At 73.0% G+C, this 23,278-nt stretch carries 22 protein-coding genes; 17 read left to right on the forward strand and 5 right to left on the reverse strand.

Annotated features, from left to right (window positions below; translation table 11 throughout):
* The first annotated feature begins 138 nt into the window (after positions 1 to 138).
* From fgd to N801_RS14040, 15 genes are all read left to right on the forward strand, one after another.
* Positions 139 to 1,161 carry a glucose-6-phosphate dehydrogenase (coenzyme-F420) gene (gene fgd, locus N801_RS13970; RefSeq protein ID WP_439330540.1) on the forward strand — a complete coding sequence of 341 codons (1,023 nt, stop codon included), beginning with the start codon at positions 139 to 141 and terminating at the stop codon, positions 1,159 to 1,161.
* Positions 1,161 to 1,682 carry a DoxX family protein gene (locus N801_RS13975; RefSeq protein ID WP_035938988.1) on the forward strand — a complete coding sequence of 174 codons (522 nt, stop codon included), beginning with the start codon at positions 1,161 to 1,163 and terminating at the stop codon, positions 1,680 to 1,682. Before fgd ends, N801_RS13975 begins: the two co-directional genes overlap by 1 nt.
* On the forward strand, positions 1,679 to 2,851 hold the full coding sequence (locus N801_RS13980; protein ID WP_035938992.1) for a thiolase family protein: 1,173 nt from the start codon (positions 1,679 to 1,681) through the stop codon (positions 2,849 to 2,851). Before N801_RS13975 ends, N801_RS13980 begins: the two co-directional genes overlap by 4 nt.
* The gene (locus tag N801_RS13985; protein ID WP_035938995.1) at positions 2,848 to 3,633 is read left to right on the forward strand and encodes an enoyl-CoA hydratase/isomerase family protein; all 786 of its coding nucleotides are present in this window, start codon (positions 2,848 to 2,850) and stop codon (positions 3,631 to 3,633) included. The genes N801_RS13980 and N801_RS13985 overlap by 4 nt, the downstream gene beginning before the upstream one ends.
* Positions 3,630 to 4,637 (forward strand): glucosyl-3-phosphoglycerate synthase, encoded by a 1,008-nt coding sequence (locus tag N801_RS13990; protein ID WP_084108974.1) that lies wholly within the window; start codon positions 3,630 to 3,632, stop codon positions 4,635 to 4,637. The genes N801_RS13985 and N801_RS13990 overlap by 4 nt, the downstream gene beginning before the upstream one ends.
* Positions 4,634 to 5,497 carry a dihydropteroate synthase gene (gene folP, locus N801_RS13995; RefSeq protein ID WP_035939053.1) on the forward strand — a complete coding sequence of 288 codons (864 nt, stop codon included), beginning with the start codon at positions 4,634 to 4,636 and terminating at the stop codon, positions 5,495 to 5,497. The genes N801_RS13990 and folP overlap by 4 nt, the downstream gene beginning before the upstream one ends.
* Positions 5,494 to 6,162: a class III extradiol ring-cleavage dioxygenase family protein gene (locus N801_RS14000; RefSeq protein ID WP_052113048.1), complete on the forward strand. Its 669-nt coding sequence runs from the start codon at positions 5,494 to 5,496 to the stop codon at positions 6,160 to 6,162. The genes folP and N801_RS14000 overlap by 4 nt, the downstream gene beginning before the upstream one ends.
* A 101-nt stretch (positions 6,163 to 6,263) precedes the next feature.
* The gene (locus N801_RS14005) at positions 6,264 to 7,196 is read left to right on the forward strand and encodes an ABC transporter ATP-binding protein (protein ID WP_035938998.1); all 933 of its coding nucleotides are present in this window, start codon (positions 6,264 to 6,266) and stop codon (positions 7,194 to 7,196) included.
* Positions 7,193 to 7,963 (forward strand): hypothetical protein, encoded by a 771-nt coding sequence (locus tag N801_RS14010; RefSeq protein ID WP_035939002.1) that lies wholly within the window; start codon positions 7,193 to 7,195, stop codon positions 7,961 to 7,963. Before N801_RS14005 ends, N801_RS14010 begins: the two co-directional genes overlap by 4 nt.
* A 54-nt stretch (positions 7,964 to 8,017) precedes the next feature.
* The gene (locus tag N801_RS14015; RefSeq protein ID WP_035939005.1) at positions 8,018 to 9,337 is read left to right on the forward strand and encodes an MFS transporter; all 1,320 of its coding nucleotides are present in this window, start codon (positions 8,018 to 8,020) and stop codon (positions 9,335 to 9,337) included.
* Positions 9,324 to 10,748 carry a pyridoxal phosphate-dependent decarboxylase family protein gene (locus N801_RS14020; RefSeq protein ID WP_035939008.1) on the forward strand — a complete coding sequence of 475 codons (1,425 nt, stop codon included), beginning with the start codon at positions 9,324 to 9,326 and terminating at the stop codon, positions 10,746 to 10,748. The genes N801_RS14015 and N801_RS14020 overlap by 14 nt, the downstream gene beginning before the upstream one ends.
* A gap of 26 nt (positions 10,749 to 10,774) precedes the next feature.
* Positions 10,775 to 10,999 (forward strand): CDGSH iron-sulfur domain-containing protein, encoded by a 225-nt coding sequence (locus N801_RS14025; protein WP_035939011.1) that lies wholly within the window; start codon positions 10,775 to 10,777, stop codon positions 10,997 to 10,999.
* Positions 11,000 to 11,109: 110 nt separating this feature from the next.
* Positions 11,110 to 11,982 carry an iron-containing redox enzyme family protein gene (locus N801_RS21100; RefSeq protein WP_169744272.1) on the forward strand — a complete coding sequence of 291 codons (873 nt, stop codon included), beginning with the start codon at positions 11,110 to 11,112 and terminating at the stop codon, positions 11,980 to 11,982.
* Positions 11,979 to 13,049 (forward strand): carboxylate-amine ligase, encoded by a 1,071-nt coding sequence (locus N801_RS21105; protein WP_169744273.1) that lies wholly within the window; start codon positions 11,979 to 11,981, stop codon positions 13,047 to 13,049. Before N801_RS21100 ends, N801_RS21105 begins: the two co-directional genes overlap by 4 nt.
* 112 nt (positions 13,050 to 13,161) lie before the next feature.
* A complete protein-coding gene (locus N801_RS14040; protein WP_035939020.1) occupies positions 13,162 to 14,526 on the forward strand; it encodes a GntP family permease in 1,365 nt (454 codons plus the stop codon).
* Between the two features lie 5 nt (positions 14,527 to 14,531).
* On the opposite strand, the gene N801_RS14045 is transcribed toward N801_RS14040, so the two are convergent.
* From N801_RS14045 to N801_RS14065, 5 genes are all read right to left on the reverse strand, one after another.
* A complete protein-coding gene (locus N801_RS14045) occupies positions 14,532 to 15,293 on the reverse strand; it encodes an SDR family NAD(P)-dependent oxidoreductase (protein WP_035939023.1) in 762 nt (253 codons plus the stop codon).
* Positions 15,294 to 15,296: 3 nt separating this feature from the next.
* Complete coding sequence (locus N801_RS14050; RefSeq protein WP_035939058.1) at positions 15,297 to 15,797, reverse strand: flavodoxin family protein; 501 nt, start codon at positions 15,795 to 15,797, stop codon at positions 15,297 to 15,299.
* A gap of 58 nt (positions 15,798 to 15,855) precedes the next feature.
* On the reverse strand, positions 15,856 to 17,340 hold the full coding sequence (locus N801_RS21830; protein ID WP_035939025.1) for a DUF4389 domain-containing protein: 1,485 nt from the start codon (positions 17,338 to 17,340) through the stop codon (positions 15,856 to 15,858).
* 145 nt (positions 17,341 to 17,485) lie between these two features.
* Positions 17,486 to 18,367, reverse strand: a complete 882-nt coding sequence (locus N801_RS14060) for a hypothetical protein (protein WP_035939029.1) — start codon at positions 18,365 to 18,367, stop codon at positions 17,486 to 17,488.
* 70 nt (positions 18,368 to 18,437) lie between these two features.
* The gene (locus N801_RS14065) at positions 18,438 to 19,796 is read right to left on the reverse strand and encodes a wax ester/triacylglycerol synthase domain-containing protein (protein WP_052113052.1); all 1,359 of its coding nucleotides are present in this window, start codon (positions 19,794 to 19,796) and stop codon (positions 18,438 to 18,440) included.
* Positions 19,797 to 19,990: 194 nt separating this feature from the next.
* On the opposite strand from N801_RS14065, the gene N801_RS14070 reads away from it, so the two are divergent.
* Positions 19,991 to 22,147 carry an MMPL family transporter gene (locus tag N801_RS14070; protein WP_084108977.1) on the forward strand — a complete coding sequence of 719 codons (2,157 nt, stop codon included), beginning with the start codon at positions 19,991 to 19,993 and terminating at the stop codon, positions 22,145 to 22,147.
* Positions 22,148 to 22,207: 60 nt separating this feature from the next.
* Positions 22,208 to 22,843: a hypothetical protein gene (locus tag N801_RS21600; RefSeq protein ID WP_035939035.1), complete on the forward strand. Its 636-nt coding sequence runs from the start codon at positions 22,208 to 22,210 to the stop codon at positions 22,841 to 22,843.
* The last annotated feature ends 435 nt before the right edge of the window (positions 22,844 to 23,278 follow it).

Below are 23,278 nucleotides of genomic sequence, written 5' to 3' on the forward strand. Positions count from 1 at the left end.
AGCCGGCGAGGGCGCCGGCGAGCGCCGCGCAGGTGAGGGCCGCGACCGGGGCGCGCGAGGCGCGACGGTGGCCGGCGGTGTGACGGGCGTGACCGGGCACACGGTCACTATGGCACCGGCATGGGCGAAGATGGCCGCATGCGTATCGGCTACAAGGCCTCGGCGGAGCAGTTCGCCCCAGGCGACCTCGCGGCATACGCCGTCCTCGCCGAGGAGCTGGGACTGGACTCGGTCACCATCTCCGACCACTTCCAGCCCTGGCGGCTCGAGGGCGGGCACGCGCCGAACTCCCTTGCCTGGCTGTCGTGGGTGGCGGCGCGCACCGAGCGGGTGCTCCTCGGCACCTCGGTGATGACCCCGACGTTCCGCTACAACCCGGCGGTCGTCGCCCAGACGTTCGCGACCCTCGGGTGCCTCGCGCCGGGGCGGATCATGCTCGGCGTCGGCACCGGGGAGGCACTCAACGAGGTGGCCGTCGGCTCGGTCCCGGAGAGCGGCTGGCCCGAGTTCAAGGAGCGGTACGCCCGGCTCCGGGAGTCGGTCCGCCTCATGCGGGCGCTGTGGACCGAGGAGTCGGTGACCTTCGAGGGCGAGTACTACCGCACCGAGGACGCGCGCATCTTCGACCGCCCGGACCAGCCTGTGCCCGTCTACATCGCCGCCGGTGGTCCCCTCGTGGCCCGGTATGCCGGCCGGTCCGGTGACGGCTTCATCTGCACCTCCGGCAAGGGCCGCGAGCTCTACGCCGACAAGCTCCTGCCCGCCGTCGCCGAGGGCCTCGCGGCGGCAGGAAAGGGCGACACCGACATCGATCGGATGATCGAGATCAAGCTGTCCTGGGACCCGGACGCCGAGCAGGCGCTCGAGAACACCCGCTTCTGGGCGCCGCTGTCGCTCACCGCCGAGCAGAAGCACTCGATCCACAGCCCGGCCGAGATGGAGAGGGCCGCCGACGAGCTGCCGATCGAGCAGGTCGCGAAGCGGTGGATCGTCGCCTCGGACCCGGACGCCGTGGTGGCGGCGGTGCGCGAGTACACCGACCTCGGCTTCGACCACCTCGTCTTCCACGGACCCGGCGGCGACCAGGAGCGCTTCCTGCGCACCTTCAGCGAGCAGGTCGTGCCCGGCCTGCGCGAGCTCGTGCCGGCGGGTGGCGCCTGATGGACCCCACGGCGATCTCCACGACCGAGCTCGACGTCGCCTCGCTCGTGCTGCGCCTCGCCCTCGGCCCGATGCTCGTCCTGCACGGCCTCAACAAGGTCCGCGGCGGGCTCTCCGGCACGGAGAAGTGGTTCGCGTCGCTCGGCCTGCGCCCGGGCTGGCTGCACGCCCGTGTCGCCGCGGCCACCGAGATCGGTGCCGGGGTGTTCGTCACCCTCGGGCTGCTCACCGGCCTCAGCGCGATGGCCTTCGTCGGACTCATGACCGTGGCCGCGCTCACCGACCACCGCGGCAAGGGCTACTTCATCTTCAAGGGTGGCGCCGAGTACGTCGTGCTCGTCGCCATGGTCGCCGTCGGCCTCGCCGTCGTCGGTCCCGGCCGTTGGTCGCTCGACTCCGCCCTGGGCCTCGACCTCGCCGGGATCGGCTGGGGCGCGGTCGCCCTCGTCGGTGGGCTCGCTGCGGCCGCCGCCCTCCTCGCCACGTCCTACCGTCCCCAGAACACCAGGAGCAACGCATGACCCTCTCCCCCCGCGACGCCGTCATCGTCGACGCCGTCCGCACCCCGATCGGCCGCCGCAAGGGGTCGCTCGCCGCGGTCCACGGCGTCGAGCTCTCCGCGCACGTCCTGCGTGCCCTCGCCGAGCGCTCGCAGCTCGACCCGGCGATCGTCGACGACGTCATCTGGGGCTGCGTCCAGCAGGTCGGCCAGCAGTCGTTCAACCTCGGCCGCAACGCGGTCCTTACCGCCGGGTGGCCCGAGTCCGTCCCGGCCACGACGATCGACCGCCAGTGCGGCTCCTCGCAGCAGGCGGTCCACTTCGCCGCCGCGGCGATCCAGTCCGGCCAGCAGGACGTCGTCGTCGCCGGTGGCGTCGAGATGATGACCGCCGTCCCCATGGGCTCACCGCTCGCGGTCAAGGACCTCGGCTTCCCGTACCCACCGTCGCTGCTCGAGCGCTACGGCGTCGACACGTTCAACCAGGGCATCGGGGCCGAGATGATCGCCGAGAAGTGGGGACTGTCCCGCGAGACCCTCGACGCGTATGCCGTCCGCTCCCACGAGCGCCTCGCGGCCGCGATCGACGCGGACCGCTTCTCCGACCACATCGCCCCCGTCACCCTCGCGGACGGGTCGACCTTCTCGGTCGACGAGGGCCTGCGCCGTGGCACCTCGATGGAGTCGCTCGCGCAGCTCAAGCCGGTCTTCAAGGACGACGGCGTCATCCACGCCGGCAACGCCTCGCAGATCAGCGACGGCGCCTCGGCGCTGCTGCTCATGGCCGCAGAGAAGGCCGACGCGCTGGGCCTGACGCCGATCGCCCGCTTCCACACGGGCGCGCTCGCAGGGGACGACCCCGTCATGATGCTCACCGCCCCGATCCCCGCGACGCACAAGGTGCTGGAACGCTCCGGGCTCGCACTGTCCGACATCGGCGTGTTCGAGGTCAACGAGGCCTTCGCCTCGGTGCCGCTGGCGTGGCAGGCGGAGTTCGGCGTCGACGAGGCGCTGCTCAACCCCAACGGTGGCGCCATCGCGGTCGGCCACCCGCTCGGCGGGTCGGGCGGTCGGATCATGAGCGACCTCCTCTTCCACATGAAGCGCGAGGACATCCGCTACGGCCTCCAGACGATGTGCGAGGGCGGCGGCATGGCCAACGCGACCATCCTCGAGCTCGTCCGGGCATGATCGACGACACGGCGACCCCGGCCGACCAGGTCCGGGTCGGGGTCGACGGGGCGGTCGGGCGTCTCACCCTGTCCGCGCCCGAGCGGCTCAACGCGGTCGCGCCGGACATGCTCCGGGCGGTCGCCCGCGGCATCGGGCGGCTCGACGACGACCCGGCGGTCCGCGTCATCGTGCTCTCGGGCGAGGGCCGCGCGTTCAGCGCCGGTGCCGACCTCGGCGTGCACGTCGACGAGGGCGACCTCGACGGGACGCTCTTCGGCGTCGGAGCCGCCGTCCGGGCCGTGCTCGAGGCGGGCACCCCCGTCATCTCGCTGGTGCCCGGGGTCGCGGCGGGCGCCGGGCTCTCGCTCGCGCTGTCCGCCGACTACGTGCTCGTCGCCGACGACGCGACGCTCGTCCTGGCCTTCGGCGCCCTCGGCCTCATGCCCGACGGTGGCGCGACGGCCCTCGTGGCGGCGTCGGTCGGGCGCGCCCGCGCCCTGCGGCTGGCCCTCAGCGGTGAACGCCTCACCGGGGCGACGGCCGCCCAGTGGGGCCTCGTGTCGGAGTCGGTGGCACGGGAGGACTTCGCGGCCCGGGCCGACGAGCTCGTCGCGCACCTCGCCACACTCGCCCCCGAGGGGACGGCGCTGACGACGGCGGCGATCACCGCGGCCACCCTCGACCTCGACGCCACCCTCGGCCGCGAGGAGAGCGGCCAGCGGGCCCTCCTCCGGACCCCGGACTTCGCCGAGGGCCTCGCCGCGTTCCGCGGGAAGCGGCCGCCGACCTTCGGGTCGTGACGAGAGCGATGGGCGAGGCGGGCATCAACCGGGCCGTGACGGCATACCGGGCCTCGGACTGGACGACCGCGGACCTCATCGCGCTCAAGGGCGACCGGACGATCTCGGTCGTCGTCCCCGCCCGGGACGAGGAGGCGACGGTGGCGGCCGTCGTCGAGCGCCTCGTCGCCGACCTCGGGAGTGTCGCCGGTGGGCGCGGTCTCGTCGACGAGGTCGTCGTCATCGACTCCGACTCCACCGACGCCACGGCGCGGGTCGCGGCGGCCGCCGGCGCGCGGGTCGAGCCCGCCGCGGGGATCCGCCCCGACCTCGGCACGGTGCCCGGCAAGGGGGAGGCCCTGTGGAAGTCCCAGTTCGTCACGCGCGGTGACCTCGTCGTGTTCGTCGACGCGGACCTCCTCGACTGGGGCACCCACTTCGTCACGGGGCTGCTCGGTCCGCTGCTCGTCGACGAGGACGTCCACCTCGTCAAGGCGGTCTACGACCGGCCGATGATCGACGCCGAGGGGCGCGAGGAGGAGGCCGGGGGCCGGGTCACCGAGCTCGTGGCCCGCCCGTGGCTCGCCCTGCACCGCCCCGAGCTCGCGGGGATCGTGCAGCCGCTGTCGGGGGAGTGGGCGATCCGGCGCTCCGCCTTCGCGTCGTACTCGGTGCCCGTGGGCTACGGGATCGAGATCGCCGCCCTCATCGACACGGCCGACACCCACGGCGTCGGTGGGATCGCGCAGGTCGACCTGGGGCGGCGCACCCACCGGCACCACCGCCATGACACGCTCGGCCTCATGGCAGTGCAGGTCCTCGCGGCCGCCGACCGGCGACGGTTCCGGCCCGTGGACCGGCGACGGCTCCGGCCCGTCGGCGAGCCCGTGGACGGTGACCGCCGCGACCGGTCCGGCCTCGGTGAGACGGCCGTCCTCACGCAGTACGCGCGGCGGAGCGCCGGGTTCGAGCCCGTCGTCACGCCGGTCGGCATCGGTGAGCGTCCCCCGGCGGCGTCGTGCTGACCTTCCGGCTCGGGAGCCGGGAGTTCGACGCCCGCTCGCGCCTCGTCATGGCGATCGTCAACCGCACGCCCGACTCGTTCTACGACAAGGGCTCGACGTGGAGCGAGGACGCCGCGTTCGACCGCGTGCGCGAGGTCGTCGAGCAGGGCGCGGACATCGTCGACATCGGGGGGATCAAGGCCGCGCCCGGCGTCGAGATCGGTGCCGACGAGGAGAAGGCCCGGGTCGTCGACTTCGTCGCCGCGGTCCGCGCCGAGCACCCCGACCTGCTCATCAGCGTCGACACGTGGCGCGCCTCGGTCGGCCGGGCCGTCCTCGAGGCCGGCGCGGACATCCTCAACGACGCGTGGGGTGGCGCCGACGCCGAGCTGGTGTCGGTGGCCGGGGAGTTCGACGCCGCGGTGGTGTGCACCCACACCGGCGGCGTCGCGCCGCGGACCCGCCCGCACCGCATCGAGTACGACGACGTCGTCGCCGACGTCGTCCGCTCCCTCCTCGCCCAGGCCGACCGCGCCGTCGCCGCGGGCGTCGACCGATCGCGCGTCGTCATCGACCCGGCGCACGACTTCGGCAAGAACACCTGGCACTCGCTCGAGGTCACCCGCCGGCTGGACGAGCTCGTCGCGCTCGACTGGCCGCTCCTGGTCTCGCTGTCCAACAAGGACTTCGTTGGTGAGGCGCTGGACCTGCCGGTCGGCGAGCGGCTGACGGGGACGCTGGCCGCGACCGCGGTCGCCGCCTGGCACGGAGCCCACATCTACCGGGTGCACGAGGTCGTCGAGACCCGCCAGGTGCTCGACATGGTCTCGGTCATCGCCGGCGACCTGCCGCCGGCGCGCACCGCCCGGGGCCTCGCGTGACGCCCGGAGCGACGTCGGCGCCGGCACGCGGGCCGGTCACCGACGTCGTCATCGTGCCGGGCGCCCCCCTGCTCCTGCCCGAGTACCGGGGGAGGGCCGCCGTCGCCCCCGACGTCTCCGAGTCCTGTGTCGAGGCGGTCCGGTCCGCGGTGGCCACGGCCTCCCACGTCGTCGTCGTCCACGCCACCGACCGTGAGCCCCGCAGCACCAGGCCCCCGGTGGGCCTGCGCGTCGCCGACCACCTGCTCGCCGCCTCGCACCTCGACTTCGACGTCGAGCACGTCGCCGTCGCGTGGGACGCCACCACCGCCGAGTGCGTCGCCCTCGGCAGCGCCCTGGCAGCCGAGGGGCAGGCGACCACGATGCTCGTCGTCGCCGACGGCTCGGCCCGGCGCACCGAGAAGGCCCCCGGCCACCTCGACCCCCGCGCGGCCGAGGTCGACGACGCCATCGTCGCTGCCATTCGTGGCTGCGCCGACGGTGGACTCGCCCGGCTCCTCGACCTCGACCCGGGCCTCTGCGCCGACCTCCTCGTCGCGGGCCGCGCCCCGCTGCAGGTCCTCGCCGCCGCCGCGGGGCAGGTGCCGCTCGTCGTCGGCTCCCTCGACGTCAGCGACCCGTTCGGCGTCCTCTACGTCGTCGCCCACCTGACCCGCGCTACCTGACCCCGCGCCCTCCCTCCGGTCGGCGGCGGCAGCAGGATCTGCACGGAACCTTCACACACCGTGCCCCCGCCACCCGCCCGCTTTCTCCTAGCGTCCCTCCCATGATCTCGGTGAGCGGAGTGACGAAGACGTACGGCTCGGTGCGCGCGGTGGACGACCTGAGCTTCGAGGTGGAGTCGGGCAAGGTGACCGGCTTCCTCGGGCCCAACGGTGCGGGGAAGTCGACGACGATGCGGGTCGTCATGGGCCTGGACCGGGCCACCTCCGGGACGGCGACGGTGAACGGCAGCTCGTATGCCGCGTTCCCCGCGCCGTTGCGCGAGGTCGGCGCGCTGCTCGACGCAGGGGCGATGCACCCGGGCCGGACGGGCCGGTCCCACCTGCGGATCGCGGCCCACAGCAACGGTATCCGGAGCGAACGCGTCGACGAGGTGATCGAGCAGGTGGGGCTCGGCAAGGCGTCCGGACGGCGGATCAAGGGCTACTCGCTGGGGATGCGCCAGCGCCTCGGCATCGCCGCGGCCCTGCTCGGCGACCCACCGGTCCTGCTCTTCGACGAGCCGGTCAACGGCCTGGACCTCGACGGGGTGCGGTGGATCCGCGGCCTCCTGCGCGGGTTCGCGGAGGAAGGGCGCACGGTCCTCGTGTCGAGCCACCTCATGAGCGAGATGCAGCTCATCGCGGACCGGGTCGTCGTCATCGGCCGCGGGCGGCTCATCGCCGACACGGACATGCCCGGCCTGCTGCGGGGCCTGGGTGGACAACGGGTCCGCGTGCGCACGCCGCAGGCGGACGAGCTCGAGAGCGTGCTCGGACCCGACACCGCGGTGGAGCGCCCGGGGCCGGACGAGCTCGAGGTGAGCGGGGTGCCCGCGAGCGAGGTCGGTGACCTCGCCCACGCGCACGGCATCCGGCTGCACCACCTCGCCGAGGTCGAGCAGTCCCTGGAGGACGCCTACCTCTCGCTCACCGAGGGCAGCGTCGAGCACCACGGCCACGTCCCGACCGCGCTCGCGCAGGGAGCGGTCCGATGAGCACCGCGACGGTGCTGGCCCGGGCGAGCCGGGCGGAGTGGGGTCGGATCTGGAGCGTGCGCTCGAGCTGGGTCTTCACGGGTCTGATCTCGTGCGCCGTGGTCGGGCTGGGCCTGCTCGTCGGGATCGACGTCGCCAACAACCCCGAGTCGGTGCCGGTGGGGGCGTCGGCGTGGGAGGGTGCGCGCTTCACCGCGATGTTCGCCCTCTTCGGGACGGTCGCGATGGCGGTGGTGACGAGCACCGCCGACCACGGAACCGGAGCGATCGTCCCGACCCTGCAGTGGACCCCGCGCCGGGGAGTGCTGCTCGCCGCGCGCGCGCTCGTCATCGCGCTCACCGTCACCACCCTCGGGGTCGTGCTCGTCGTCGCGGCCAGCGTCGTGGTGCGGACGCTCGCGCCGCCGCGGGTCGGGCTGCCGTTCGGCGACGGGCTCCGGTCGATGGGCGACATCGTCGTCGTCCTGGGCTGCGGGGCCCTGCTCGGCATCGGGCTCGGTCTCGCGACCCGCAGCACGGCCGCCGCGCTCGTGCTCGCCATCGCCCTGCTCCTCGTCCTGCCCCTTCTCGTGGCGCAGCTGCCGTTCGACTGGGCGGCGACCACGTCCGCGCGACTGCCGGGGTCCGGGGCGCTGTTCCTCATCTTCGGCGAGGGGCCCCTGGACGACATGACGGTGACGTCGGCGAGACTCACCCTGGCTGCGTGGGCGCTGGGCGCCTTGACGGCCGGAGGGTGGCGGCTGCTGAGGAGCGACGCGGGGCATTGACCGCATGGCCGCGTTCGGGCCTCGTACGCCAGTCCGGCAGACATACTGCGGTGCATGCCCCGCGACCGCCTGACCCGAGCGCAGACCGCGGGGTACGCGGCCGGCAGCGTCGGCACCGGCGGCTTCGGCACCCTTCCGGGCCTCGTCCTCGCCTACTACCTCACCGACACGCTCGGCGTCGCCGCCGCGCTGGCCGCCGTCGTCGTCCTCCTCCCGAAGGTGTGGGACGTCGTCATCGACCCGGCGATCGGTGCCCGCAGCGACCGCGAGCTGACGACGCGCGGCTCGCGGCACCGGCTCATGACGCTCGGGGCGCTCACCCTGCCGGTCGGCTTCGTCGCGATGTTCGCGGTGCCGGACGGCTGGTCCGGAGCGGTCGCCGCGGTGTGGGTGACGGTCGCGTTCGTCCTCGCCACGACGTCGTTCAGCCTCTTCCAGGTCCCCTACATCGCCGCGCCCGCCGACCTCACGAGCGACTACGCCGAGCGGACGAGGATGATGGCGTGGCGGGTCGGCGTGCTCGCCCTCGCGATCCTCGTCTTCGGCGCCGGCGCGCCGGGGGTGCGCGCCCTGCTCGGCGGCGGACGCGCCGGCTACCTCGTCATGGCCGTCGTGTCGGCGCTCGCCCTCACGGCGGGGATGCTGGCGACGGTCGCCAGCCTCCGCGGCCACGACGCACCGGCCGCCCGCGTCGCGCAGCCGCCCACCCTGCGCGCCGGGGTCGACGCCCTCCGTGAGCTCCCGCGCTTCCGCGCCCTCCTCGTCGTCTTCGTCCTGCAGGCCCTCGCGGTCGGGATCGTCCTCGCGGCCACGCAGTACGTCGCGACCTACCTCCTCGGCTCGGCGTCGTGGGTCAGCGTCCTCTTCGCCGCCGTCGTCGCGCCGGCGCTCGTCGTCATGCCGGCCTGGAAGCGGTACGGGGCAGCACGAGGCAAGCGGACGGCATACCTCGCGTCGTCCCGGTTGTTCGTCCTCGCCTGTGCGCTGCAGCTGCCCGCGCTGGGTCTCGGGTGGGTGTGGCTGTCGGTGCTCGCCCTGGCGCTCGGCGGTGTCGCGTACGCCGGCATGCAGCTCTTCCCGCTCGCCATGCTCCCGGACGTGGTCGAGGAGGCCGGGCGGGCCCGCGGTGGAGCGATGAGCGGGGTGTGGACGGCGCTGGAGACGGCCGGGCTGGCGCTCGGACCGGGCATCGTCCTCGTCATGCTGGCCGTGGGCGGGTTCGTGTCGTCGACGGGCGACCCGGTGGCGCAGCCGCGCGGTGCCGAGGTCGCCATGGCGCTCGCGTTCTCTCTCGTGCCGGCGCTGCTGGCCGTGCTGTCGATCGCGGCCCTGCGCCGCTACGAGGAACCGGAGGTGGGGCATGACGGGCGCTGACGAGGTGCTGGGACGGCTGCGGGCGTATCGGGAGCACGACGCACCGACGCACGGCGGACGGGTGCTGTCCTACGTCTACGACCACGGCCGCCCGGAGGTCGACGAGCTTGCGGCACAGGCGATGCGGATGCTGCAGCCGGTCAACGGGCTCGACCCGACGACGTTCCCGTCGGTCGCCCTCATGGAGGCCGACCTCGTGACCTTCGGGCGGAGAATGCTGCGGGGCCCGGGCGCGACCGGCTCGGTGACGTCGGGCGGCACGGAGAGCTGCCTGCTCGCCGTCAAGGCGGCGCGCGACCTGTGGCGGGCCGGCGGAGGACAGGGCCGCCCGCGGATCGTCATGTCCACGTCCGCGCACGCCGCCTTCCACAAGGCCGCGGACTACCTCGGGCTGGGGACGACGGTGCTGCCCGTCGACCCGGCCAGCGGTCGTGCGCCCGCGAGTGGCTACGTCGAGGCGCTCGGTGACGACGTCGCGCTCGTCGTCGTGTCGGCGCCGTCGTACCCGCACGGCGTCCTCGACCCCGTCGCCGAGGTCGCGGGGGCGGCAGCCGACCGGGGCATCCCGAGCCACGTCGACGCGTGCGTCGGCGGATGGGTGCTGCCGTGGTGGCCGGTGGCCGGCGGCTGCCCGGTCCCACCGTGGGACTTCTCCGTGCGCGGGGTGAGCAGCATCAGTGCGGACCTCCACAAGTACGGCTACGCGCCGAAGGGGGCCTCGCTCCTCCTCTTCGCGGACGCCGAGCTCGACCGCGCCCGCTACTTCGCCCTGACCGACTGGCTCGGCTACCCCGTCGTCAACCCGACGGTCCTCGGCACCCGCTCCGCGACGTCGCTCGCCGCGGCGTGGGCGGTCGTGCAGTCTCTCGGGGACGAGGGGTATGCCGCCCTCACCGGTCGCGTCGTCCGCGCGACGTCGGCCGTGGTCGCCGCCGTCGAGGGGGTCGACGGGCTCCGCGTCGTCGGGGACCGGGTCGGTCCCCTGGTCGCGGTCGCGACGGACGCCACCGTCCCGGCGGAGCGACGGGTCGACCCGCTGCTGTGGACGGCGGCCGTGGCCGAGCGGGGCTTCGTCCTGCAGGGCCAGCCGTCGGTGGTGCAGTCCGACGGCTCGGTGGTGCCACACACCGCGCACCTCACCATCACTCCGGTGACGGAGGGGCTCGTCGAGCAGCTGGCGGCGGCGCTCGAGGGCGGCGCGGCGGCGGTTCGTGGTGCTGTCCTGCCCGGCCCGGAGGCGTTGTCGGAGAACGGCATGCCGGACCCGGTCGCCCTCGCGGATGCCGCCCGGTCGGGTGGGGACCTCGACCTCACGTCGGTCCTGTCGCTCATCGAGGCCCTGCCGCGGGACCAGTCGGCCCGGCTGTTGACGGCGTTCCTCCAGCGCTTCACGGCACCCCGGGACGTCTAGGCTCGGCAGGGAACCGAGGAGGAACCATGGCGAACGACCACACCGCGCGCTCCGCGACCCGGGTGACGGTGACCCACGACGGACCGGTGCTCGTCGACGGTCCGGTGGAGGTCGTCATGGAGGACGGCACGACGGTGCGCTCCGAGCGGCGGGTCGTCGCGCTGTGCACCTGCCGGCGGAGCCGGATCGCCCCGTTCTGCGACACGAGCCACCGCACCAAGGTGCGCGCCGACCGGGCGGACGCCTCATGACGGCGACCGAGACGCGGGTCCGGGCACCTCGACTGCCTTCGGACCGAGGGCCGCTCTCCCGGGCGGTGATCGACCACTGCGCCGGTCGTTCCGGGCCGCTACTCGCGGACGTGTCCGTCGCGGACCCCTACGGCGACGACCTCCAGCTCGCCCTCTACGTCTGTTACGAACTGCACTACCGCGGGTTCGCGGACGTCCCCGACGCGATGGAGTGGGACCTCGACCTCCTCGCCCTGCGCCTCGAGCTCGAGGCGACCTTCCTGGGGGCGCTGCGCAGGGACGTCGCCGGCGGGGCCGACGTCGAGGCCGAGGTCGCGGCGCTGCTGACCGAGACCGTGGGGGCGCGCGGCATCTCGCACCACCTGCTCAGGGAGGGGACGAAGGAGCAGTTCCGCGAGTACGTCACCCACCGGTCGGCCTACCACCTCAAGGAGGCCGACCCGCAGCTGCTCGTGGTGGCCCGGATGTCCGGCCGGGCCAAGGCCGGGATCGTCACGGTCGAGCACGACGAGTACGGCGCCGGCCGGGCCGACGAGATGCACTCCGAGCTCTTCGCCGACATGATGCGCGAGCTCGGCCTCTCGTCCGCCTACGGCGACCACCTCGACCGGGTGAGCGGGTCGGTGCTCGCCGAGGTCAACCTCATGTCCGTGTGCGGGCTCCGCCGCGAGCTGCGCGCCGCTGCCGTCGGCCAGTTCGCCGTCATCGAGCTGACCTCGTCCCCGGGGTCGGCGCGCCTGGTCCGGGCCGCGCAGCGACTCGGCTGCGGGCCGGCGACCGAGTACTTCTACGCCGAGCACGTCGAGGCGGACGCGGTGCACGAGCAGATCCTCCGGCGCGAGGTCATCGGTCCGATGCTCGCCGACGAGCCCCACCTGGCGGAGGACCTCGTCTTCGGCGTCCAGGCCAGCCAGCTCCTCGGCGGCCGGTTCGCCGACGAGGTCCTCGACGCGTGGGCGGCCGGACGCTCGAGCCTGCGGTGACGCCCCGGACGGTCGGCGTCGAGGAGGAGTTCCTCCTCGTGGGCGCCACGACCGGTGAGCCCGTGCCCTTGGGCCCGCGCCTCGCCGCCGACGCCGCCGACCCGGACATCCGCACCGAGTTCAAGCAGGAACAGGTGGAGATCACCTCGCGCCCGTGCTCGTCGATGGCGGAGCTCGCGCGGGATCTCGACCGCCTGCGTCGACGCGTCGGCGAGCTCGCCGCGGCACGAGACGGTCTCGTGGTGGCGTCGGGCACGTGGCCCGGTGCCCACGACCCGGTGCCGACCGAGTCCGAACGCTTCACCCGCATCGCCCACGAGTTCGGGCACCTCGCCGAGCACCAGCTCACGTGCGGCACGCACGTGCACGTCTCCGTCTCCTCGCCGGAGGAGGGCATCGTCGCGCTCGACGGCATACGTCCGTGGTTGTCCGTCCTCACGGCCCTCACGGCGAACTCACCGTTCTGGCAGGGACGCGACACCGGCCACGCGAGCTTCCGCTCGGTGGTCCTGTCACAGCTGCCCACCGCCGGGCCGACCCAGGTGTGGAACGACGTCGACACCTACCGGCGGGCGGCGACGCAGATCATCGACGTCGGTGGAGCGTTCGACGAGGGAATGCTCTACTACGACGCGCGGCTCTCGGCGCGCTACCCCACGGTGGAGGTGCGCGTCACCGACGTCTGCCCCGACCCGGGTGTCGCGGTGGCCGTCGCCGCCCTCTGTCGTGCGCTCGTGACGACGATGGCGGAAGGGTCGGGTCGGCGGTCCGACCTCCCCACCTCGACCCTGCGCGCGGCCGCCTGGCGGGCCGCCAGGCACGGACTGGCTGATCGGCTCGTCGACCCCGCCACGGGCGACCTCGTCACCGCCGCGCTCGCGGTCGAGTCGCTGCTGCGGGCGACCCGGGAGTCGCTCGAGGCAGTCGGTGACCTGGCCCTCGTCCGTGAGACGGTCGACCGCGTGGTGCGGGAGGGCGGCGCTGCGCGACGTCAGCGGGGCGAGGTGGATCCCGCCGCACCGGCGCCCGGGCTGCGGTCGTTCCTCGTCGGTGGACGGGGCGACTGAGCAGGGCGCGCGACGCGTCGACCCCCTAGGGTGGTTCCGCCACCCGGACCACCCCGATCCGCTCCGGACCACCTCTCGTGCGCGATGTGGTCGCACCAGATGGGACAGCTCCATGGAGATCCTGCACTCGGCCATCGCGATCCTCGGGGCCATCCTGCTCATCATCAAGTTCAGGATCGACCCGGTGATCTCGCTGCTCGTGGCGTGCGTCTACCTCGGGCTCGCGACGGGACTGGGCGCGGACGGCACCGTCGAACAGATCACCGGCGGCTTCGGCGAGATCATGGCCGAGGTCGGGCTGCTCATCGGGTTCGGTGTCCTCATCGGCGCGCTGCTCCACGCGATGGGGACCTTCAACGACCTCGTCGGCATCCTCGCGACGCGGGTGGGCAAGCGCCTGCCCTATGCGATGGCCGGCACGCTCGCCACGATCTTCCCGTCGATCTACGTCGACGTGCAGGTGGTGCTCGCCGCCCCGATGGCGAAGGAGTCGGCGCCGGCCGTCGACCGCCGCCTCGGGCTGCCGTGGATGGCGGGCGCCCTCGGCATCGGGATCTTCTCCGGCTACGTCTTCGTCGTGCCCGGCCTGGCCGCGGTCGCGGTGGCCGGGCTCATGGACGTGCCCCTCGGGACGTACCTGCTCTACGGGCTCCCGATCGGGCTGGCGACGGCGCTCATCACGACGTTCCTCTTCCGGCTCATCCTCGGTCGCGGCTTCTGGAACGCCGAGACCGACATCGACCCCGACGCCGTCATCGTCGACGACCGCCCGCACAGCGAGACCGAGGACGTGCCGCTGGCCGAGTCGGCGGCCCGGCTGCCGCTGGTCGTGCGGCTGCTGCCGATCCTCGTGCCGTTGGTGCTCATCGCGAGCGGGGCGATCGCCCAGGTCGCCGACGTCTCGCACCCCGTCCTCGACTTCCTCGGCGACGCCAACATGGCCCTCTTCATCGGCCTGCTCATCGCGTTCACCATGGTGCGCCGGTCCCTCGGGGCGGACGGTGTCGGCAAGGTCCTCACCGCCGGCTTCCACACCACCGGCGAGATCCTGCTCGTCACGGGCGTCGGCGGCTCCCTCGGTGCCGTCATCGCCGAGAGCGGGATGCAGGACACCCTCAAGGAGCTCTTCTCCGCGGACGAGAACGCGTCGGTCATCGTCAGCATCCTGCTCGCCTGGTTCATCGCGGCGGTGCTGCACTTCGCCATCGGCTCGGTCTCCGTCGGGGCGATCACGGCCGCCGGCATCATCTCGCCGGTCGTCGGCTCGCTCGGCGTGGACCCCGTCGTCATCGCGCTGGCGATCGCCTCGGGGGCCATGTTCGCGCTGCACGTCAACAGCAACTTCTTCTGGATGTTCAGCACCCTGCTCGAGCTCTCGACCAAGGGCAGTCTCAAGACCCTGACGATGGCGACGTCGCTGGGGGCCCTCGTCTCGCTGCCGCTGGTCTTCGTCGCGAGCCTCGTCGCCGCCCTGTAGCTGCCCTAGCGGGCGAGGTAGCCACCGTCGATCGGGTAGTAGGTGCCGGTCGCGAACGACGCGGCGTCGCTGGCCAGCCACGCCACGAGCTCGGCGACCTCCTCCGGCTCACCGAGACGCTGCAACGCGTGCTGGGCAGCCAGCGCGGTGCTCACCTCCTCGGTGAGGTTCGCCTCGAGGAGCGGCGTGCGGATGAAGGCCGGGCCCACGGCGTTGACGCGGATGTTGTCGGCCGCGTGCTCCCAGGCCGCGGCCTGGGTGAGGCCGACGACGCCGTGCTTGGCGGCGGTGTAGGCGCTCGCGGTGGCGTAGCCGACCGCACCGAGGATCGAGGCCATGTTGATGATCGACCCGCCGCGCTCGGACTCCTTCATGGCCCGTATGCCAGCTCGCTGGGTGTAGAAGACGCCGTCGAGGTTGACCCTGATCACCTGGTGCCAGCCGTCGTCGGTGTAGTCACCGCTGCTCAGGGCCTCACCCCCGATGCCGGCGTTGGCGACGACGACGTCCACGTGGTGCAGGGCGGCCAGCGTGGACTCCATGGCGGCGTCGACCGACGCGGAGTCACCGACGTCGACGAGGGCGCTGTGGGTGCGGCACTCGAACCCCTCGAGCTCCTGGAGGACGGCGTCGATGTGGTCCTGGTCGCGGTCCCAGATGGAGACGTCGGCGCCCGAGCGGGCCATGACGTGGGCGCAGGCCCTTCCGATGCCCGACGCCCCTCCGGTGATGACGGCGACCTTGCCGCCCAGGCCGTAGCTGTTCACGGCTCAGGCCCTCGCGATCGAGCTGCCCCAGGTGCGGGCTCGGTCGAGCTCGCCGTCGAGCACGGGGCCCTCCGTGCCGTGCACCCAGAACGACTCCGGGTCCGTCTGCGCCGTCGCACCCCGCTTGCGCAGCCGCTTGGCGGCCTTCTTCGCGGCGGACCCCGGAACCCGGGGGTGGTTCACGCGGGTGTCGAAGGTCGCGAACCGGGGCGGGGTCGCGTCCGGGGTCAGCTGCTCCAGCCACTCACGCACGCCCATGGACGTCGACTCGACCGCGCGGTGGGCCTTGGTGGCGGCGTCCTCGCGGGTGGAGGGCCGGCTCAGGCCGAACGCGTGGGTCGGGGCGCCCACGACGAGCAGGTCCAGGTCGGCGGGCAGCGACCGGGCCGTGGACACCTCGTGCACCTCGACCTCGGCATGCTCCTTGATGCCCTGGGCGACCGCCTCGGCGACCTCGCGAGTGTTGCCGAACATCGACTCGTAGACCACCCATGCCTTCGTCATCGTCTTCTCCTTCTCGGGTGCGTGCGTGCGCACCATCGGACTCGTGTGTGTGTCGGGGTCAGGTGCGGGCGGGGGTCCGGGCGACCTCCCGCATCGCGAGGGTGATGAGCGCGGCGCTGAGGGCGGCGACGAGGAGACCGGCCACGATCAGGCCGACGCCGAGACGGCCCATCCATGGGAAGGTCGCTCCGACGGCCACGTCGGCGGTGACGCCCGCGCTCCCGTCGGGGTTCATGATGACGGCGGACCAGTCACCGTCCTTCGGTGTCCAGACGAGCTCCTGCGTCCCGGTGCCCTCACGGGTGGCATCCCAGAAGTCGACCGACGACGGCGAGTTCGGGCTGCCGGACCCCGCGACCTCGCGGGGCTCCAGGCCGGGCCCGCGCTCGACGCTGTACGACGCGCTGCCGAGGAACGCGTCGACGTCGGCTCCGGGGCCGATGCCGAAGAAGATCGCGGCGCCGGTGGTGCCGGACGTGACCGTCACCTTGACGTCCCCGATGACCTGCTCGGGCACCCACCTCGCACCTGCGGTGTGGATCTCGAGGTCGCTGAACACCACCGCGTGCCCGTCGGAACCGACGGGCTCGACCCGCGACATGACGTAGCCGTCCGCGTCGCGGGCGACGCTGCTCGCGACGAGGGTGGTGACGCCGCCGGAGAGCAGCCCGAGCGACGTGAGGGCCGCGAGGGTGCCGATGACCACGGTGAGGACGGAGCCGGTGCCCCAGCCTCCCCGGGCGACGGGAGCGCCACCCCCGGTCGGGAGCTGGCCTGATGCGCGCTGGTGCCCGGCCGGCGGGGCAGCGGGCGGGGGAGGCGGAGGACCACCGGACGACGTGAGGTCCATGCGGCCGTGCGGCTCGTGCGGGCCCTGGTCGAGGCGGAAGGGCGGGTACTGGTCGGTCATCAGGCCGGCATACGCGGCGACGCGCAGGACCCAGCGGTTGAGACCGAGCAGCAGGTCGTAGAGGGGTCGGGGGTAGGCCCCGGTGACGGCGACGACCACGGCGGCCACGAGCGCCAGCAGACCCACGAGGCCCCCGCCGAGGACCCACCGGGCGTCGCTGTCGGCCTGCCAGGCCACCGTCGCGCCGCTGCCGACGAGGATGCCGACGATGAGGTAGTGCGGGATCGCGAGCAGCCACCACTTGACGAGCGCGAGGCCCCGTGACAGGTGGTCGGGGTAGTCGATCTCGAGGTGTGCGGGGTAGCTCGGGTCCTCCGCGAGGGTGAAGGGCGGGTACTGGTCGGTCGCGAGCGCGCCGTAGGAGTAGTAGGTCACCCGCCACCACCACCGGAGCACCCCGACGTTGAAGTCGAAGATCGCTCTCGGGTAGCGACCGGTGAAGAGGATCGCGAAGAGCGCGACCACGCTGAGGACGACGAAGGCCGCCCAGAGGAACACGAGGACCACGTAGTGCGGGATCGCGAGGAGCCACTTGACGAGCCACAGCCATCGGGAGACGGCGGGCTGGTCGACGGCGTCGACGTGGACGGGGTACGGCGTGGGGGAGGGTGCGTAGGGAGTGGTGACCGCCATGATGATCAAGACCTTCGGTGCGGGTGTCCTTGTCCATTCCACGCTCCACCTGCAACCACGGGTCGGGTAGGGACCTTCGGCCCGCCGGCCGTCCTCGCCGGCCTCGCCGGTCAGGGGTGAGGAAGTCCACGTCGTGCGGGAGTCGTCACGGCGCGCCCACCTCACGCCCCGGCGCGGCGCGGGACCCGGATCGGAGGAGGAGCCAGAGCGGGACGAGGCCGACCACCGCGAGGACGAGGAACGGTGGGATGACGGACAGGGACACCACGGGGGAGTCCGGGTCGGCGCGGACACCGAACCACTGGTCCACCGCGATGCTCACCGACTCGATGGCCCACAGGCCCAGGACGGCGCCGACCACCAGCGCACCGCGGGCCTCCCGACGCCACAGCCACAGCGCCCCCACGGCCGCGAGGGGGAGCCAGACCGCGAGGTCCTGGACGTAGATGGCGTTCGTCTGCACCCCGGTGCCCTCGAGCATGGGGGCCGGGTGGTCACCGAGCGACGGGATGATCATGGCGAGCCAGGCGATCGCGTTGAGGACGGCGACGACCCACACGTAGACGGCGACTCCCCGGACGGGGGCGCGGCGAGCCGCGTCGCGGGCGACCTGCCACAGCCCGGGTGACATCGCGAGGTGGCCGACCGCCCACAGGGAGGTCCCGAACAGGGCCACGTACACGAGGAAGGCCGCGTTGAAGGGTGTGAGGAAGAGGAAGAGCACCGCGTTGTAGACGACGTAGAGCAGCGCCCCGGCCCATGTCACCAACGCGGGCCCCGAGCCGAGCCTGGCCCGCCACACGGACACGAGCAGGACGGGGACGGCCAGCACTCCCAGCACGAGCGCCGTCCCCCGGGCAGACCCCTGCATCGCCGCCGGGCCGTGGAGGAGACCCGGGTCGACGAAGGTCCAGACGGCCGACACGAGCGCGAGAACGGCCGTCACGACGGCGAGCGCCGTCGCGGGTCCGGGGCCGCGTGTCGTCGAGGTCCCGAGGGTGGGTGTCGTCGCGGTCGTGGTGTCCACGTCGAGCAGCCTCGCCGTCGGGGACGCTGCTGGGACAGGGCACTTGGTCCCGTGGCCTGCACCTGCTCGACTACGGATGCATCGTCCTCGCGCCCACCAGTGCCTCCAGCTCGCGTCGCAGGGACGTCGTGAGCAGTCCGATCTCGGGGACGACCTCCGGGTCGGTCATCGCCACGACGGTGAGCGACCCGGCGTAGGACAGCGCCGCGAAGGACACGCCGATGTTTCCGGCCGTCGTCGTCACGGGAACGATCCGGCGGATCGGGACTCCTGCCAGGGTGAGCTCGCGTCGTGGGCCCGGCAGGTTGGTGAGGAACGAGTTGACGAGCTGTTGGCCGTTGATGAACCGGGTGAACAGCCCTGTCGCGGCGACCAGCCGGAAGGCCGGCCCGACGAGCGCAGCCGAGGCGCCCCGGGTCTGGGTCTTCTGGACCCGTGTGAGCGTGGCGACCGCCTCGAGGCGTTCGGTGGCCGACCCGGAGAGCGGCACCCGGACGGGCATGACCCCCACCCGGTTCCCGAGGTCACCACCGGTGGTGTGCGCGCGGGCCGAGACGGGCACCGAGACGACGAGCTCCCGCACGTGCTCGCCCCGTCGGCGGAGGACCTCGGCCATCGCGCCGGTGACGGCGACGAGCACGCCGTCGTTGACGGTGGCTCCGTGACGTCGGGTGGCCTCGTGCACCGCGTCGAGGTCGACGCTGACCACGGAGATGCGTCGATGCGGACCCGTCGCCCGGTTGAGCGAGGTCGCGGGCGCCCGGAGGAGGCGCCGGGTTCCGAGCTCCGCCGCCCCGCGGCGCAGCCGGGACGCGGTCGACGACGGGCCCCGCAGGCCGCGCGCGATCTCGCGGGCGCGGTCGGAGAGGAGATCGCGTATGCCGGGGGCCGCTCCGCGTGACGCTCCCGCCGGTGCGGTCCCCGGTTCGCCCCCGTCGACGAGGCGGTCGAGCACGGCGAGACCACCGATCCCGTCGGTCAGGACGTGGTGCAGGACGACGACGACCGCCGCTGCCTCACCACCCTCGTGACCGAGGACGACCGCCCGCCACAGGGGCAGGTCTCGCGGGAGGGGTCGGGTCACGGCGTCGACGGCGCTCGCCAGCAGACGGTCCTCGTCGCCGGACCCCGGGAGGGGCTGGCTCGTCACGTGCGACCGGGCGTCGAACGCCACGTCGTCGGTCCAGTAGGCCCGGCCGAGCCCGGGTGGCGGTGACACGAGGACCTGGCGCAGCCGGTAGATCTTCCCGGCGCGCCGCTGCAGCGTCTGCTCGACGTGGGAGGCGCTCGCACCGGGACCGAGGGTCAGGAGCGCACCGATGTTCATGGGGACGGGCCCGACGTCCGTGGCCAGCTGGAGCGCGTCGCCGACGCTGATGCGCTCCACCGGGCCTGCCGCTGTCGCGCCGTCTGCCCCTGATGCGCCCATGTCGCCAGCCTGCGAACGGTCTCGGGACCGGACAAGGCCCGAAGGTCCCGACCCCCGTCGGGGCCAGTCCGGAGGGACCACCGACGGCGGCCACACCGAACCGAAAACGGACCATTGTCGGGTCCGGAGGGTCGCCCTTAACGTGGAACGGTTGTGGGCCGTGAAGCAGGGGCGGCGCCGCGGAGGAAGGGGCGATGGCGGTGGCGCAGACACGGATCGCGGACGTGGGCAGGCTCGCCTGGTTCCCGGCGTCCCGGAGGACCAAGTGGCTCGTCGTGGTGTTCTGGGCGCTCGTGCTGGCCGCCGCGTTCGGGCCGTCGGGCAGGCTGCCGGACGTCCTCAACAACGAGGCGGTCGCCTGGCTGCCCGAGGACGCGCAGTCCACCCAGGTCGTCCGGCAGATCGAGGCGTTCCGGAGCAAGAACGAGTTCCCCGCGGTCATCGTCTACGAGCGCCCCGGCGGCCTCACCCCTGAGGACACGCAGGCGGTCACGGCCCACGCCGCGCGGTTCGGCGCGATCGAGGAGGTCCGGACCGACGTCGTCGGTCCCCTCCCGTCGCAGGACGGTGAGGCGCTGCAGGTGATCGTCACGGTCGACGCTGGCGAGGAGGGGTGGGACTCGCTCGGCGCGACCGTCGCTGAGCTGCGGGCCGCCGCCCAGGACCGCCCGGACGGGCTGTCCATGCACGTCACGGGTCCGGTCGGCCTGGCGGCGGACTCCTCGGAGGCGTTCGCGGGGATCGACGGCAAGCTGCTCTACTCGGCGATGGGTGTCGTCATCGTCATCCTGCTGCTGACCTACCGCAGCCCGGTGCTGTGGCTCGTCCCCGTGGTCTCGGCCGGCACCGCCCTCTTCGTCGCCCAGGGCGTCATCTACTTCCTCGCCAGGGACGACACCCTCACCGTCAACGCGCAGAGCTCGGGCATCCTCACCGTCATCGTCTTCGGCGCCGGGACCGACTACGCGCTGCTCCTCGTCGCCCGATACAGGGAGGAGCTGCGGCGGCACGCGGACCGGCACGAGGCGATGGCGTTCGCCCTGCACCGGGCCGGCCCGGCGATCGTCGCGTCCGGCGCCACCGTCATCGCCGGCATGCTCTGCCTGCTCATCGCGACGATGAGCTCCACCAAGGGCCTGGGGCCGGTGGCGGCGATCGGCATCGCGGTGGGGCTGCTCGTCATGCTGACGCTGCTGCCCGCGATCCTCGTCGTCTGCGGGCGGTGGATCTTCTGGCCGGTGCGCCCGTCGTACGGGTCGGCCGACCACACGCGCGACGTGCTGTGGGCCCGGATCGGCGCTCGCATCGCCCGCGCCCCGCGGCGCACCTGGGTCGTGACGTCGATCCTGCTGGCGGTGGCGTCCCTCGGTGTCCTGCAGCTCAACGCGACCGGCCTGGAGAACAAGGACTCCTTCTACAACACGCCGGAGTCCGTAGTCGGGGAAGAGGTGCTCGCCGACCACTTCCCCGCCGGAGCCGGCTCACCGGTCCTCGTGCTGGCGAACGCCGGCGCGGCCGGCGAGGTCAGGACCACGCTGGAGGAGGTCGACGGGGTGGCGTCGGTCGCCGAGCCGGTGACGCGGGGCGAGCGCACGCTCCTGCAGGCGACCCTGGCAGACGCTCCCGACTCGGACGCGGCCACGGAGAGCATCGACCGGATCCGGGACGCGATCGCGGGTGTCCCCGGTGCTGACGCGATCGCCGGAGGGGACACCGCCACCCGCGCCGACACGCTCCGCGCGGCCGCCGACGACAACGTGCGGATCATCCCGCTCATCCTCGTGGTCGTCCTGCTGATCCTCGTCCTGCTGCTTCGCGCGATCACGGCGCCCCTCATCCTCATCGGCACCGTCGTGCTGTCCTTCGGGGCAGCGCTCGGCATCTCGGCGCTGCTCTTCCGGCACGTGTTCGACTTCGCCGGCGCGGACTCGTCCCTGCCGCTGTTCGTCTTCGTGTTCCTCGTCGCCCTGGGGATCGACTACAACATCTTCCTCATGACCCGCGTCCATGAGGAGGCCAAGGAGATCGGCACCCGCCGCGGTGCCCTCGTCGGACTGGCCGCGACCGGTGGTGTCATCACCTCGGCCGGCCTGGTGCTCGCGGGGACGTTCGCCGTGCTCGCGACGCTCCCGCTGGTCGCCTTCGCCGAGATCGGCATCGCGGTCGCCCTGGGCGTCCTGCTCGACACGCTCGTGGTCCGTTCGGTCCTCGTCACCGCCCTCAACCTCGACGTGCGGGGCCGGATGTGGTGGCCGAGCGCCCTCGCGCGGCGGGATGCGGAGCTCGATGCGGAGTCACCGGCGAGGTGGGAGGAGCCACAGCCCGCCGCGACGTTGGAGGCGGCCCGTTGAGGGTGGCACCACGTCCACAGCAACCAGTCAACAGCAACCACCAGACACCAGGAGGTCGTGATGTTCGCGCAGATGTTCACCGGCAAGGTCACCGACGCAGAAGCCGTCCGCGCCACGCTCGAGAGCTGGCCGACGGGAGCCGGGCGTGACGCGAAGGGATGGCTCGGATCGACGGCCGGCATCACCGACGACGGCGTACTCGTGGCCCTGGCTCGGTTCGAGTCCGCGGACGCGGCGCGCACCAACAGCGACCGCCCCGAGCAGGGTGAGTGGTGGGACTCGCTCGCGGCGAACCTCGACGGCGAGGCGACCTTCTTCGACAGCACCGAGGTCGACGAGGACCTCGTCGGCGACCCGGACACCGCCGGGTTCGTCCAGGTCATGCGAGGACAGGTCAGCGACACCGCCCGTGCGCGTGAGCTGGCCGCCACCGACCCGGAGGCGTGGGCACGCTTCCGTCCCGACATCCTCGGCTCGCTCCTGCTGACCCGCGACGACGGGGAGTACGTCATGGCGATCTACTTCACGTCCGAGGCCGAGGCCAGGGTGGGGGAGAAGACCGAACCCCCCGCCGAGGTCGCGGGCACCATGGAGGAGATGAACGACCTCCAGGTCGGCGAGGTCACCTACTACGACCTGCGCGACCCGTGGATGATGTCGCCCTCCACCCAAGGCTCCGGGACGAGGGCGGAGTAGTTGCTGCGGAAGATCCGCTGGCCGACGAGCCGGAGGGCGGTGTCTCGGGCGAGCCGGGGGAGGCCCGGGTGCGGTCGCGTCGACGGCGTCGCCGACGAGCACGGTCGACCCCTTCACCCAGGGCGTGTGGTCGACCTCCTGGATCGGGGTGAAGTGGGGCGTTCCACCGGAGCCGAGGAACTCGTTGACGAGCGCGGGCACCGGCTCGGCGAAGCCGGCATACCTGCGTGCCAGTGCCTCCGGGTCGCCGACGGCCGGGTCGCCCGCGGTGGGCGAGTCGGCGTCGGCGTAGCAGTACGTCAGCCCTCGTCCGAGCGGGACCGTGAGGAAGGCTGCCCGGCTTCCGAGGTGCACCGTCCATGTCGTGACCTCGTCCCATCCCTCGACGAGGAAGCGCCAGCTCACCTGGCGCAGGAACCGTGGCTCTCCCCCTCC

It is taken from the genome of Knoellia aerolata DSM 18566, from assembly GCF_000768695.1.
Taxonomy (GTDB): Bacteria; Actinomycetota; Actinomycetes; order Actinomycetales; family Dermatophilaceae; genus Knoellia; species Knoellia aerolata.